Below are 14118 nucleotides of genomic sequence, written 5' to 3'. Positions count from 1 at the left end.
TTGCCTTCCAGCAAGGAGCCATCACCATGCGGAATTTACCACTTTGTACGTATTCAACGCTTCGACAGAATGTCGGTTGGATGGATAAACATGACACTACAATCATTGATTGATGCGATCCAACCCTTGGATCGGGGAAATATGGAAAAAGCGGCACAGCACATTGACAGCCTAGTCAAGCCATTGGGAAGTTTGGGGCGTCTTGAAACGTTGGCGATACAATTATCGGGTATGCCAGGTATTGTTGGCCTACAAAATCTGCAAAAAGAGATTATCGTCATGTGTGCTGATCATGGTGTATATGACGAAGGTGTGGCTATTTCACCTAAAAACGTTACGGCCATACAGGCACGCAATATGTTGAAAGGATTAACAGGTGTTTGTGTGCTGGCGAAAAACAGTGGAACACATGTTTTGCCGGTGGATATTGGCATAGATTGTGATCCTATCGAACATATGTTGTCCCTTAAAATCGCACGGGGCTGCGGTAATATTGCCAAGGGGGCTGCGATGGATTATGGACACGCTGAAATGTTGTTGCTGGCAAGCGCACAATTGGTGCAACAGCGTATTGCAGCAGGAATAACGGTATTTGGTATTGGTGAGCTGGGAATTGCCAATACGACTGCGGCAGCCGCGGTTATCAGTGTCCTGACAGGCAATGATCCCTGTGATGTGGTTGGGTTAGGCGCTAATTTTCCTTCTGAGCGGCTGGCGTATAAACAATCCATTGTGCGACAGGCTATTGCCATCAATCAGCCAGATCACAATAACGGCATTGATGTGTTGGCAAAAGTGGGAGGATTTGAACTTGTCGGCATGGCTGGTGTGATTCTGGGGGCAGCGGCTTCTGGTGTACCTGTGGTACTTGATGGTTTTTTGTCCTATGCATCAGCATTAGCCGCATGTCAACTATCTCCCATCGCACGGGAGTATTGCATCCCTTCCCATCTGTCGGCAGAAAAAGGTGCGGCGTTGGCGCTACGATATTTGAATTTGCAACCCTACTTGCATTTAGATTTACGCCTTGGTGAGGGAAGTGGTGCGGCCATGGCGATGTCGCTGATTGATGCAGCCTGCTCGATGTATTGCCATATGGGGAAATTGGCAAGCAGTGGGATCAATTTACCGGCGTTAGAAAGGCCGCACGTAATAGCGCCGTAAATTAAGCCCAAGGGATTAATTTATCGTTATTCTCTTTATGCTGGCTATATTAGTCTTTGACACGTTTTCTCAATTGATCTTTTACCACTTTGCCATTGGCATTTCGCGGTAAAGTTAAAAAAGTATATCCTTTAGGGCGTTTATAGCGTGCTATTACCGTACAAATATAATCGTCTAACTCTTGCTCTGTGATTGTTGTATTTTCATCGAGTTCAATAAAAGCATGGGGAACTTCTCCCCAATAGGGATCGGGTTTCGCCACAACAGCAACCGCTAATACACTTGGGTAACTGGATAAGGCATTTTCCAGTTCAAGACTGGAAATATTCTCACCACCGGAAATAATGATATCTTTTTTCCTATCGATGATTTTGATATAGCCATCAGGATCGACGACGGCTAAATCACCCGTATAAAACCATTGGTTAGTGACCTCCGGTGTAACATGACGTACAGGATCATAAGCTGCTACGATATTACCGCGGATTGCGATCTCACCGATGGTTTTGCCATCAAAAGGCACTGCTGAGTTATTTTCGTCAATAACGCTCACCTGACCTTGTAAATTAGAGACTATTCCCTGACGCATCCGTTTTAAGACTTTTTCTGATTTTGGCAGTGATTGCCATTCATGCTTGTTTTCACAAACAACAATAGGGCCATAAGTTTCGGTTAATCCATAAACATGCGTTGCATTGATACCGACTTCGTCCAGCAATGAAAACATCATTTCTGTCGGTGGGGCACCAGCAATCAGGCCATAAACACGACCATTAAAATGCTTTTTATGCTTTTGCGTTATCTTGCCTAAAGAGTAGTGAATAATCGGGGCACCACAATAATGGGTAACGTGATGTTCCTGGATCAGTTGCATTGCTTCTTCTGCATCAAATTTTCTGATACAGATGTGTGTGCCAGCCCGTGCCGCAACTGTCCAGGGGAAACACCAACCATTACAGTGAAACATGGGAAGAGTCCATAAAAAGATGGGACGTTTAGGCATGTCCCAATCCAGGATATTGGAAATAGCATTTAAAAATGCCCCACGGTGAGAATACACAACCAGTTTTGGTTGCCCGCTGGTGCCCGAAGTGCAATTGATACTAATAGTGGCTTGTTCGTCAATTTGGATAAATGAGAGTGACTTTGATGAGTGTTCGGTTACCAGTGATTCGTAAGCGATAAATTCATGGCTGGCAGGGGATATAGGAATCGCTAAATTATTTTCATCAACAATAATTATCTTAATTGGATTATTGAAAGAGACATTATTTAATAGCGAAAGATAGTTTTTGTCGATAAATAATATCTTGGGATGCAATTTTTCAAAAACAAAATTTAATGTGGCTGCATCTGTTCGGGTGCTCAAGGCATTAAGAATACCGCCGGATAAAGGAACAGCAAAATGTAACTCAAGCAATTCATGGATATTGGGTAAAATAGCCGAGACTACGCTCCCTTTATCTACTCCCAATTGTTGGAGAGAGATAGCAATCCTTTCACAGCGATTGGCATATTGGTGCCAGGTCCAACGTTGTTTGCCATCAATAATGGCAATATCACTACCATTGCTTAATACAGCCCTTTTAAGAAATAAAATCGGTGATAATGCTGTACCGGTATATTCACGTAAGAATGAATTATTGAGAGTCATACTCTTCACTCCATCTCATTATCGTTAATAAAATGTTACGTACTTTAAAAATAATCTCTGGCAGAAGAATAAGCAATGTCGGAAAAATTTAAGGAGGGTGTTTTATTTCAATTTTTCATGTAAATAATGCGGCTTTATTTTATTTTTTTAATATGCAGCTTTCATTAATTAAACCTGATAAAGTTACGGTTTAAAAATAAATTGAATAATTCCATTTTATACCAATCTAACTTCAAGGTGCGTCTGATATCTCCCCGCAAAGAGGGGGAGATATCAGGTTTAATATAATGTTATCAATTGTAATGCGTATATACGCGTTACCTTTCAATTTACTCATTATAAGACAACATAACTCATTGTTTCTCCCCGCGAAGCGGGGAGAAACAATGTGCATCTTGAAGTGAAATAGGTATAGATAATAAAAAAACGCTCACTACTAAATATAAAAGGAAAAGCTATGTTCGATTTAGCGGGAAAAATTGCTTTCATTTCAGGCGGCACCAAAGGTATTGGCACGGGCATTGCCAAAGTATTGAAGCAAGCGGGGGCTGTTACTATTATTGCCGGCACTGATGAGCTGAGAGGAAAAACCATTGCCAAAGCGCTGGAAGTTGATTTCATTCCCCTTGATGTGACTGATCAAGCAGCATGTAAAAACGTGATTGCCCAGATTGTTGAAAAGTACGGTAGGCTCGATATTCTTTGTTCCAATGCAGGTATTTTTCCACAGCATTATCTGAAAGATATGACAGCGGCGGATTGGGATTTAGTGCACACGGTCAACCTTAAAGGGACATTTTTCCTGGTACAGGCGGCATTGAATGTCATGGAAAAGCAGCGTTACGGGCGTGTTGTTATCACGTCATCAATAACGGGGGAAATAACAGGCATTCAGGGTTACAGCCACTATGGTGCCAGTAAGGCAGGGCAACTCGGGTTTATGCGCAGTGCCGCGTTGGAATACGCGGGACAAGGCATCACCATTAATGCAGTTATGCCAGGTATGATCATGACGGAAGGTTTAAAGTCATTTGGTGATGAATTCCTCAGTTATGCGAAAGAGATCACGCCAATGCGGGCTTTGGGTTCGCCAGAAGATATTGGCTATGCTGCCTGTTTCCTGGCTTCCGATGAAGCGAAATATATTACCGGACAAACGATAGTCGTTGATGGTGGACAAGTTTTACCAGAAGTACCAGAGGCTTGATCCTTTTACAAAGATTGTCGTAAGACAGTAGAAGAAGGTAAAATGTCTACCCAGTAAACACAAGGAAGGGGATTTGTTCTCTTCCTGATTTTTTATTGTCTGAATCAGGTAAGAAATATTATGTCACTGAATTATGAGCGTAAACCTCTTCCATTGCCAAATGGGAACAAGAAAGTGCTGCTGCACTCATGTTGTGCACCATGTTCTGGGGAAGTGATGGAAGCAATGTTGGCTTCAGGGATTGATTTCACAATATTTTTCTATAACCCGAATATTCATCCCCTGAAAGAATACGAGTTGCGCAAAGATGAAAATATCCGTTTTGCGCAGGAGATGGGTATTCCTTTTATCGATGCCGATTACGACCGTGATAATTGGTTTGAACGCGCGAAAGGAATGGAAAATGAACCTGAGCGTGGTATTCGTTGTACAATGTGTTTTGATATGCGTTTCGAACGAACGGCGCTTTATGCCCATGAACATGGTTTTCCAGTGATTACCAGCTCACTCGGTATTTCACGCTGGAAAAATATGCAACAAATCAATGAATGTGGAGTTCGTGCCGCTTCCCGTTATCCTGACTTAATGTATTGGGAATATAACTGGCGCAAAGGGGGCGGATCTGCCCGTATGATAGAAATCAGTAAACGAGAAGAGTTCTATCAGCAGGAATATTGTGGCTGTATTTACTCGCTGCGGGATACTAATCGTCATCGCCTGGCTACCGGCCGTGAAAGAATTAAATTAGGTACGGTCTTTTATAGTGCGGATAGCAAGAAAAAAGAATAAAAAAGCCTGCGCGGAAGCAGGCCAAAGATACGGCAAATATAAAAATCCCTGGTGGTGACTTAGAGCTTAGTCGGATTAGCTCTAAACAGTGATGAGTCACCATGACTATATGTGATATGAGATACCGTCGTCCAATGGATTGCACAGATCAATAAGAGGAGATTGATCGATAAAAACGATCATAATATCTTCGCTTAATTGTGGTTGCGGCTTTTCAGTTTGATCTAAACGAGTTTATATGAAACTGGAAAGCCTTGATTTATGGAATATCACACTAACGATTAGTTATTAAATGAATCACTAATCTTTGCCGTATCTGGAGCGATTGGGTGTACAACCAAAACGTCGGCGATAGCTTTGAGTGAAATAGGACTGACTGGAAAAACCCGATTCCAGTGAAATATCGGCGATACTCATTTCGCTATTGAGTAATAATTGATGTGCATAAAGAATGCGTTGTTCACTAATCCAGGCTTTGGGTGAAGTACCATAGACACTGTTAAAAAGCTCCTTAAAAGAAGTTAATCCCATACCAAATTCACGTGCGAAGTCATTTAATTTCCATTCTTTGAGATAGTGAGCTTCCATAAATGTTTGCAGGCGTTTTACCGGACGGTTGCTTAATTTCCGTAGAATAGACATTAGTAGTGTTCCCTGCTTACCCAAGGAAAGCAGCAACAATAACTCTTCAACTCTTAGTTGAACCAAAGCAGGAGGGGAATCATGCGCCAGTAAGTTCGCCAGCCCGCGAATGCTTTCCGTTAACAAGGGAAACTGGTTAAAAGGAATCAACCTATAAGCAGGAAATTCTTGTCGCTCTAACTGACTTAATAATGATCCGAAACGTTGTAAAAAACTACGTAAAAACTCCATGTGTAAGGGTAACCATAATAGCTGGCAACTTTCTGTATTGGTTTTAGCTGCATAACTTCCAGGATGGGTAAAAAGGATTTCATTCGATTTAATGTGATAAGTGTTTATACAATCTTTCCACACCATTTCGCCATCAAGTAAAATATATAGCCCTCTTTGTTTATGCTCCAGGATATTGAAATCCGGCATAATTAATTGGAACGTACAAATATTCTTTTGGTTTAAGCCCGTCGTCCTTTTCATCTAATACTCCTAATTTTCCGTATCGTGAGTAATCATTTTTTGATGAGTGCATGAAGTGTTTTTTATTATTAAATAACCGCTGGTATTATATAGCTAAATAAATATTTGTGTTAGATTTAAGTGTAATTTTTTGTGATTAAAAATGATTTGTCTGTTTTTTTACCTTATATTGAACAATATCTGCATGGCCAATTTTAAGATGTTGTTAATGTTAAAATAATTTTTATTTCTTTATAGGGTTTTTTTATTGGGTTATTTATTTTGAATGTTTTTAGTCGTGGAGAATATCAATGGCGAGATGAATTTCGTTATAAGTGTTTTTATTCATTTAAATGTTTGTGTAGTAATAATATATATCAATCTAACTTCAAGTTGCAGCTTGCAAATCAATGTGATTGTTTATATCTCTCCACTACGTGGGGAAATATAACACGCATCTTGAAGTTGGATTGGCATATACGCATTAAACTTCAAGTCGCAATTGACAACACGATATGAAACTTAATATCTCCCCGCTTCGCGGGGAGATATAAGACGCATCTTGAAGTTGGATTGGTATATACGCGTTACCTTTCAAGTTGCTCATTATAAGATAACATAACTCATTGTTTCTCCCCGCGAAGCGGGGGGGCATCTTGAAGTGAGATGGGTATAGATAAAATAACCATAAATCAAATAATTATTGGGGATGATGTGTTTTCAGGTTTTAACCATGATGTATTTATTAACTTTTTGTGTTAATTGTTAATGAGTTGTTTTTTTGTGATTTGTGATATGAAATAAGAAATTAAATTTATATTTCTGGCTTTTCTTCTTTCATAAATGTGAGAAAATTCAACGATAAATCAGAGGATTAAACTCAAATAGAAACTTTATCCGTGTAATAACGCTATAAATCCCTCTGTTATAGCTTCGTAGATTGTTTTTTATACTTGTACAATGGTAGGATGTGCTCCCACAGCCTGTTTTTGTTACCTGCTAAGGCATATGTATAGATATATTTTGCTGATGGAATATAAGAAAAAACCACAAAAACGAGAACAATATGACAATGTATCGTTTTTTAGATAACGCTTTTTTATACAGTGTATGGCTCCTTTGGGGAATTGCATTGGGACTGTATCTGTATGGTGCGCATTTTAGTTGCGCCATGACAGCAATTTTATCTTTTTTAGCCTTAGTGTTTTACTTTATGAAAATGAAATTGAGAATAAACGCTATGTTTGGAAAAAAAACAACCGAGGCAGCAACTGCCAGTTCTGCGACATCCACTATGGGTATCAAGCCTGAAGAGAAAAAATTACCTGAAGCTGAGATCCGCCCTAATACTATTATTGCAAAAAACTCAGTCTTCAAAGGGGATGTCGAAATGGAAGGCGATATCCAGATTTGGGGTAAAGTTGTTGGCAATATTCGCGTAAAAGGTGGTGCCATTCGGATTATGCATGCCGGCAAAGTAGAAGGTGAGCTGAATGCACCTGAAATTATCATTGATGGTCATGTTGAAGGCACATGCTGTGCGGAAACGTTAGATATCCTTGAACATGGCGAGTTACGGGGCATTAGTCGTTGTGGCAGTATGTCAATTCGACGCGGTGGATTGTTTTTTGGCCAATCCGAACAGGTTGATAATAAGAAAAAACCAGAAATGGAACGAGTTATTTCCATTAGAGAAAATCAAGGTGATAAGCCAAAAGCAAAAAGTAACGCTTGATAATCGATAATCAAGGAGGCGTTGTGGTTGTCGAATTAGAAACAGAAAGATTGCGGCTCCGTGCCTGGAAAGCCGAAGACAGAGAGCCTTTCTTTCGCTTAAGTAGTAATCCCGACGTAATGGAATTTTTTCCTGACATACTGACTAAAACGCAGAGCGATACTTTTATTGATAATTGTATTCGCAAGTTTGAAATGCAGGGTGGCTGGGGATTATGGGCGGTTGAATTAAAACAAAATGGTGAGTTTATCGGCTCTGTAGGACTGAATGTTCCGAACATCAAATTTTCATTCTCGCCTTTTGTTGAAATCGGCTGGCGTCTGGACAAGCATGTCCTGTATCGGCTTCGGCGTTCAGATTTTGTATGAAAATGGTTGAACGCCATCAAGGTTATCCTAACGGATAGAGATAACCTTGATGGAAGCGGTTTTATGTCAGGTTATTACTGCCTGGATATGACCAGAGCGACGCGGCCAATAAATTTGATATCGCTGATTGCACAATCAAAAGTAACGTCGCTATCGCTGACCCGAATCTTGCTGATTGGGATTTTGGCAATCTTTTTGATACTGTGCATACCTTCAATATCCACCAGCCATAAACCATCTTGAATATTGTCTTCTTGCGTGTCTAGCAGATACCATGAGGCACCATCATCAACAATCAGTGGATTTTTGAGTTCCTTGGAAATCAACTCGCTGTCCAGAATCACAGGGCTAACTTCGTTGAGTTTACCGCCCGATAATTTTACACGAGAGATGGATGGGGCAATGATATCTTCCAACCGTTCCGCTTTTTTGTTGCTTTCTCCATCTGGAAACATTTCTCCCTGACCCGTGCTCAGCCACAGCAGTGAAGCGCCAGTTTCGAGATTGCACTGGATGATCCAATCCGCAGGGAAACTATCACGAAGGTAGCGGTTTGCCATCGTGCTTTTGGAAACGCCCAAATGGTCACTTAGGGCCTGACGTGATTTAAATCCATATGCGCGGACAAGACGTTCAATAGCAGGTCTTCCCCCACTATCGGCCCCCATTTTGATCTCAATATTGGTATTTTTCATTGACAGTACAGATAAGAGCTATTAGTATCCCGCCTAAGTTCTCGATATGAGATCTTTGGTGAGCCCAGATTGGTTAAGACGAAAACCATTGAGAGATATTGCATCATGAACGCCCAAATTTCAATCTTTATGCCTGATATCGAAGTATTTCGGAAATGCCATTGAAGATAGGTGGAGAGTTTGAAATGAAGAGAATGTTGGAAATCGCGGGGAATTTTGAGGAGCGGTTTGTAGAAAAATGTTGAGGGAAAATATGGCGAATACAGAGAAAGAAAAGTTTGCCCAGATTAACCTCGGCCAGCGGCTGGAAGGATTGAATTACCTGTCGAGGATTAGGGCGACATATTGGGGTGACAATGAAAAGGAGCTAAATCGGTTTTTTGCCGATATGCGCGATAAAAGAGACGATTACTACGAAGAAAATAAACGAGCGTTATCTGCCATTTTCTATTTGGCGAATATCCCGCGCTCCCGCCACGACAGTGAATACAATCATTTTACTCAAGAGGAAAAGCGGGCGCTGATCAAAGCGATGAATCATATCAAGGTCGTTGTCAGCCAATTTCCCAAGTACCTGACATTACCTAATTAACTACCGCTTTCTAAACAAATTATCTCTTTTTGAACAAATGGCATGAATACGCCAGGCTCTGATTCGTCCTGAATATGGTGAAATTGATGAATAGTAACGCTATCACTTATAAACAAAACATACCGTTGGGTGTCTCAATGGCGGAGCGCCTGTTATGGGAGGTTAACGCGGAAGATCATCAATGGCGTCACCAGTATATAGGACAAATGCCAGATTTCCTGGCTAAATACTTTAGCCGCCGTTATATCGATATCTTTAATCGCTCAGGCCGCCGTGATGCAAATTCTTTTCTGAGAAACACGGTTGGACAGAATGTCCTGCCGAGATTGCAACGGGTAAAAGAAAGGTATCAGTTTAGTCACTGTGTTTCTGGTATGACGCCTTTTCCTTTTATTGATCAATTGGAAAATATGGTGACGTATGATCGCAAACGTCTCTTGAAACTTGCTCACGATATTTCCGTTTTTATTTCTGGTAATTATGAGCACTATTCTTTACGTGTTTCCCAAAAACACTCATCAACGTCTGTTGGCTGCAAAGATGAGGCATTTTCTCGTGTCGCTAAGTTGTACCGATTACTGGCAAAGCTGACTTTGCAATGTGGTACTCATCCTCCTTATTGGCAGCGTTTCAATCATGGCCGCAAAATGCCATCGGTTGATCAACTCTGTTCTGGCATGTTGCGCATGATGTCTGCCCGTTGGTGGTATTTCCGTTTAAAGCGTTTGCGTGATATCCAAGCTGAACATATGGCAATTGCGGTTGGACAGGTACAGCAAGTCGCTTCTCCATATGTTTCACGCCAGGCATTGCGGGAATGGGTGGAACAAAAGCGCCGCAATCGTGAATTTTTTAAGCATTTTGATTTGGAAAATGAAAAAGGGGAACGAATCTCACTGGCAGAAACCGTTGTTCATAGCAACGCGAATCCAGCAATCCGACGTTGTGAACTGATGGTCAGAATGCGCGGTTTCGAAGATGTTGCCAATAAGATGCACTGTGTTGGGGAATTTTATACCATCACAGCCCCTGCAAAATATCATGCTGTCCAGCACAAGGGCGGGTTTGTCAAATCCTGGAATGGCGCAACGCCACGTGATACTCAACGTTATTTATGCGGTGTTTGGGCAAAAGCTCGGGCGGCGTTGGCACGGGCAGGTATTAATCTATTTGGTTTCCGTGTGGTGGAACCACATCATGATGGCACTCCTCATTGGCATATGGTGCTGTTTATGTTGCCGGAGTATTTGCAGCAAGTCAGAAGTTTGCTTGAGCATTACGCTTGTCAGGAAGAGCAGGAAGAGTTGCAGAACGATGAAGCTAAAAAGGCGCGTTTTAATTATCGGGCGATCGATCCCAATAAAGGCAGTGCAACAGGTTATATTGCCAAGTATATTGCTAAAAATATTGATGGTTATGCGCTGGAAGAAGAAAAAGACCATGAAACCGGTGAATCCCTGCGCGATATGGCAAAATCAGTGACTGCCTGGGCGAGTCGCTGGCGTATTCGCCAATTTCAACAAATCGGTGGCGCTCCAGTTTCGGTTTGGCGCGAATTGCGTCGGCTCAGGGAAGTCCGTTTGTCTGATCACAAGATAAACGCAGTATTACAGGCGGCAGATGAAGGGAATTGGGCTGCTTATACCCAAGCACAGGGTGGGCCTTGGGTTTCACGTCGTGATTTAGTTATTCGCTTATCTTACAAAAAGATCCCTTTTGGCAGTCCTTATGGTGAAGATGTTCAATCCATACAGGGCGTGACCTCACCATTTTTGTCTCATGCAGGATTTATTTGTACGCGGCTCCACCAATGGACCATCGTGCCAAAATCAGAATCGGCAGTGACATCTGAACGAATAGTTTATAAAAGAAGCAAAAATTTTTCCTCTTGGAGTTCTGTCAATAACTGTACGGATGAACAGGGAGGTAGGGAAATAGCGGGTTATATAGACCGTAGAATTGTCATAGCGGAAAAAACAATCAAATTGGCAAATATTTCTGCCAAAACAACAAACAATAGTTACTAACTATTAAATTTAATGACTAAAACAGGTAAAAACTACTTTAATTTTAGTCTTATTACGTGTACTGTATATACATACAGTTTCTTATATGGAGGCAGATAGATCAGTGGAATCTCTTATAGAATCATTGGTAGCGCAACGTATCAATTTCATTGCCAGAATGGCAACAAGTTGCGAATGCAATCATGCGGAAGACAAAGAGCTGGCACTGGTTTGGATAGCAGAGCTATCTGCACCTTATGAAAAAAGGTTTAACAGTTACCAGGGTAAACAGGAAAGCGATCTGTTAGGTAATGAGGTGAGCAGCAACACAATATTAGGGAATGCAGGTGCAACAATAGAAGAATAGATTTGGCGGGGGAAAGCATGCGAGTAGAAATACTTTTCGATAAACGAGCTAACGTTTCTGAATCAGTCATATCTTCATTAGAAAGTGAACTAAAAAGAAGAATATTACCACACTATCCTGATACAAATTTTAGAATTGGAATTAGCAGTAGCACCTCCGTAAAAGTGACAGGGACTAAAAAAAGTAGTGAACATGATCGTATGATGGAACTTATTCAAGAGGTTTGGGAGGATGATAGTTGGCTATCAGATGAACGCTGACAAAGGGGCAATATCCTCCAATGAATAGCATGTCATTGTAATAAAAGATAATAGCCAAGGGCAGGAAACCATTTCCTGCCCTTGGCTTATGTATTATTGACCTAACAATTTCACCTTATTGAGGCAGTTCGCTAATTATTTGATCATAACTCTCCGATTTACTAACTGACTTTGGCAAAGAGAAAGGAGCGTGTATGCAAGTTATCGCACAACAAAATGAGACGGTTGATGCCATTTGTTGGCGTCATTATGGCCGTACATTGGGAATGACTGAGCGTGTGTTGTTGGCAAACCCTGGATTGGCGGATTTTGGTGCAGTATTGCCTCATGGAACGAAAATTGAAATGCCGGATTTTATTCCTGTTGCCAGCAAACCGATCATCCAGCTTTGGGATTGAGGGGAGGCTGAACTCGTTTGTTGGGAATAAACACACTAAAAAAGATGCCCTTAATCATGAGCTTGGTTATTGGTGGGAGTCTTGGCTGGTGGGGACATCGCACCCTGTTTCTCAGCGAAGTGGCGGATTTGAAACAGCAACATGCTACACAGCTTGCTGCCATCAATCAACAAGCCCATTCAGAAACGTTGGCAGCTATTCAGCAAATGAAAGATGCACAAAATCGGGCTGCACAATTGGATGAATATTATTCAGGAAAATTAGCGCATGTCACCGAAGAAAATACGGTTTTACGTGCTGACATTGTTGCTGGTCATCGGCGGGTGCAAATCGCCGCCGCCAACCTTGCTACCTGTCAGCTCACCCAAAACCGAGATCCCCGCCCCCGCAGCATGGGCGATGGAACCCAAGTCGAACTCACTGCAAAAGCTGGACGCGCTATTTACGATATCCGAACCGGCATCATCAAAGACCAAGCCAAATTAGACTATTTACAACAATATGTGCGGGATGTTGTTCGGCAATGTAAATCAGAATGATCGCATCTTACTTGCAATGCTGTTTTCAAGGCCCTCTTTTATTCCAAAGGGGGCCTTTTATTTTATTGATTTATACCAATCTCACTTCAAGATGCATGTGATATCTCCCCGCTTCGCGGGGGAGATATCAAGCTTCATAGCGTGTTGTAAATTGCAACTTGAAGTTTTATGCGCATAAAACAATTTTCACTCTGGATTTGTATGCTGTTTCCTACAAACCCAGTTTAATGTCCAGCCTGTTATTTCATGGCATTCTTACGTCATGAACACACAACTCACTGAACTGATGCGCTTATTGCGCAACCTGATCCGAACCGGCGTCATTACCCAAGTGGATACCACAAAGGGAATGTGCCGCGTCGCGACAGGCAATCTTGAAACCAACTGGCTGCACTGGTTGACATCCAGAGCGGGAAACTCCCGCACATGGTGGGCGCCCAGTGTCGGTGAGCAGGTTTTATTACTGTCCATAGGCGGAGAGCTGACCACCGCCTTTGTATTGCCTGCGATTTTTTCAGATGAGTTTCCGGCGCCATCAACATCACCTGAAGCGACGCATATCAAGTTTCCAGATGGTGCCGTAATGGAGTATGAACCGCAATCTGGCGCATTGACTGTGACTGGCATCAAAACCGCGACAGTGACTGCTTCGGATTCCGTCCATATTACCGCGCCGGAAATCACCTGTGTCGCCAGTACCCGAATTACGCTGGACACACCGGAGGTCATCTGTACGCAGCTAATGAGCACAGGCAACTTGATTGTGCGCAACGGCGGCAAAATGACAGGCAATATTGAACACACCGGAGGCACATTCAGTTCCAATGGCGTGGTCGTGGATTCCCATAAACACACCGGCATCAGGTCAGGCGGTGACACATCAGGAGGCCCCGTATGATGTATCTGGGGATGAATCGGCAGACGGGCCGAGAGCTGACAGATTTGGCACATATCCGGCAATCCGTCAGCGATATTTTATTAACCCCTGTGGGCAGCCGTATCGCACGTCGTACCTACGGCTCTTTGCTGTCAGAGCTGATTGACTGGCCGCAAAACGCAGCGCTCCGGCTTCAGGTTATGGCGGCCAGCTATACCGCAATCAGCCGTTGGGAGCCACGCGTGATGCTGACCTCCATCACGATGGAAACCCGACAGGACGGCAAAATGGTGGTGGATATTACGGGTACTTATCATCAATCCGCCAAGGAATTTTCACTTTCTATTCCGGTGAGGCATTCCCGGTGAGGTA

The 14118-nt window shown here is 42.3% G+C and carries 16 protein-coding genes; 13 read left to right on the top strand and 3 right to left on the bottom strand.

The window, feature by feature from the left end:
- Positions 1-90 precede the first annotated feature (90 nt).
- A complete protein-coding gene (gene cobT, locus WDV75_RS15595; RefSeq protein WP_273570467.1) occupies positions 91-1164 on the top strand; it encodes a nicotinate-nucleotide--dimethylbenzimidazole phosphoribosyltransferase in 1074 nt (357 codons plus the stop codon).
- Positions 1165-1213: 49 nt separating this feature from the next.
- On the opposite strand, the gene WDV75_RS15590 is transcribed toward cobT, so the two are convergent.
- The gene (locus WDV75_RS15590; protein ID WP_273570468.1) at positions 1214-2818 is read right to left on the bottom strand and encodes an AMP-binding protein; all 1605 of its coding nucleotides are present in this window, start codon (positions 2816-2818) and stop codon (positions 1214-1216) included.
- A gap of 457 nt (positions 2819-3275) precedes the next feature.
- Here WDV75_RS15590 and WDV75_RS15585 point away from each other — a divergent pair, with 457 nt between their 5' ends.
- The gene (locus WDV75_RS15585) at positions 3276-4025 is read left to right on the top strand and encodes an SDR family oxidoreductase (RefSeq protein ID WP_273570469.1); all 750 of its coding nucleotides are present in this window, start codon (positions 3276-3278) and stop codon (positions 4023-4025) included.
- 120 nt (positions 4026-4145) lie between these two features.
- Positions 4146-4814, top strand: a complete 669-nt coding sequence (locus WDV75_RS15580) for an epoxyqueuosine reductase QueH (RefSeq protein WP_273570470.1) — start codon at positions 4146-4148, stop codon at positions 4812-4814.
- A gap of 300 nt (positions 4815-5114) precedes the next feature.
- Here WDV75_RS15580 and WDV75_RS15575 read toward each other — a convergent pair whose 3' ends face one another.
- On the bottom strand, positions 5115-5930 hold the full coding sequence (locus tag WDV75_RS15575; protein ID WP_273570471.1) for a helix-turn-helix transcriptional regulator: 816 nt from the start codon (positions 5928-5930) through the stop codon (positions 5115-5117).
- A gap of 1219 nt (positions 5931-7149) precedes the next feature.
- Between WDV75_RS15575 and WDV75_RS15570 the strand changes: the two genes are divergently transcribed.
- Positions 7150-7644 carry a bactofilin family protein gene (locus WDV75_RS15570; RefSeq protein ID WP_273570472.1) on the top strand — a complete coding sequence of 165 codons (495 nt, stop codon included), beginning with the start codon at positions 7150-7152 and terminating at the stop codon, positions 7642-7644.
- A 23-nt stretch (positions 7645-7667) separates the two neighbouring features.
- Positions 7668-8012 (top strand): GNAT family N-acetyltransferase, encoded by a 345-nt coding sequence (locus WDV75_RS15565; protein WP_273570473.1) that lies wholly within the window; start codon positions 7668-7670, stop codon positions 8010-8012.
- Between the two features lie 74 nt (positions 8013-8086).
- On the opposite strand, the gene WDV75_RS15560 is transcribed toward WDV75_RS15565, so the two are convergent.
- Positions 8087-8707, bottom strand: a complete 621-nt coding sequence (locus WDV75_RS15560) for a phage repressor protein CI (protein ID WP_223281815.1) — start codon at positions 8705-8707, stop codon at positions 8087-8089.
- A 253-nt stretch (positions 8708-8960) separates the two neighbouring features.
- Here WDV75_RS15560 and WDV75_RS15555 point away from each other — a divergent pair, with 253 nt between their 5' ends.
- The 8 genes from WDV75_RS15555 (at position 8961) to WDV75_RS15520 (ending at position 14114) form a co-directional block, all read left to right on the top strand.
- The gene (locus WDV75_RS15555; protein ID WP_189760750.1) at positions 8961-9299 is read left to right on the top strand and encodes a DUF5347 family protein; all 339 of its coding nucleotides are present in this window, start codon (positions 8961-8963) and stop codon (positions 9297-9299) included.
- Positions 9300-9385: 86 nt separating this feature from the next.
- A complete protein-coding gene (locus WDV75_RS15550; RefSeq protein ID WP_273570474.1) occupies positions 9386-11326 on the top strand; it encodes a replication endonuclease in 1941 nt (646 codons plus the stop codon).
- 103 nt (positions 11327-11429) lie between these two features.
- Entirely contained in the window at positions 11430-11672 is a 243-nt protein-coding gene (locus tag WDV75_RS15545) for a hypothetical protein (RefSeq protein WP_273570475.1), read from the top strand.
- Positions 11673-11689: 17 nt separating this feature from the next.
- Positions 11690-11932, top strand: a complete 243-nt coding sequence (locus WDV75_RS15540; RefSeq protein WP_273570476.1) for a DinI-like family protein — start codon at positions 11690-11692, stop codon at positions 11930-11932.
- Positions 11933-12126: 194 nt separating this feature from the next.
- Positions 12127-12330 (top strand): tail protein X, encoded by a 204-nt coding sequence (locus WDV75_RS15535; protein ID WP_273570477.1) that lies wholly within the window; start codon positions 12127-12129, stop codon positions 12328-12330.
- Positions 12331-12386: 56 nt separating this feature from the next.
- On the top strand, positions 12387-12869 hold the full coding sequence (locus WDV75_RS15530; RefSeq protein ID WP_273570478.1) for a lysis system i-spanin subunit Rz: 483 nt from the start codon (positions 12387-12389) through the stop codon (positions 12867-12869).
- Positions 12870-13131: 262 nt separating this feature from the next.
- Complete coding sequence (locus WDV75_RS15525) at positions 13132-13767, top strand: phage baseplate assembly protein V (protein WP_099113846.1); 636 nt, start codon at positions 13132-13134, stop codon at positions 13765-13767.
- Positions 13764-14114, top strand: coding sequence for a GPW/gp25 family protein (locus WDV75_RS15520; protein WP_273570479.1), 351 nt, complete (start codon positions 13764-13766; stop codon positions 14112-14114). The genes WDV75_RS15525 and WDV75_RS15520 overlap by 4 nt, the downstream gene beginning before the upstream one ends.
- Positions 14115-14118: the final 4 nt, after the last annotated feature.

It is taken from the genome of Xenorhabdus griffiniae (genome assembly GCF_037265215.1).
Taxonomy (GTDB): Bacteria; Pseudomonadota; Gammaproteobacteria; order Enterobacterales; family Enterobacteriaceae; genus Xenorhabdus; species Xenorhabdus griffiniae.
This window is presented reverse-complemented; position numbering and strand designations above follow the sequence as displayed.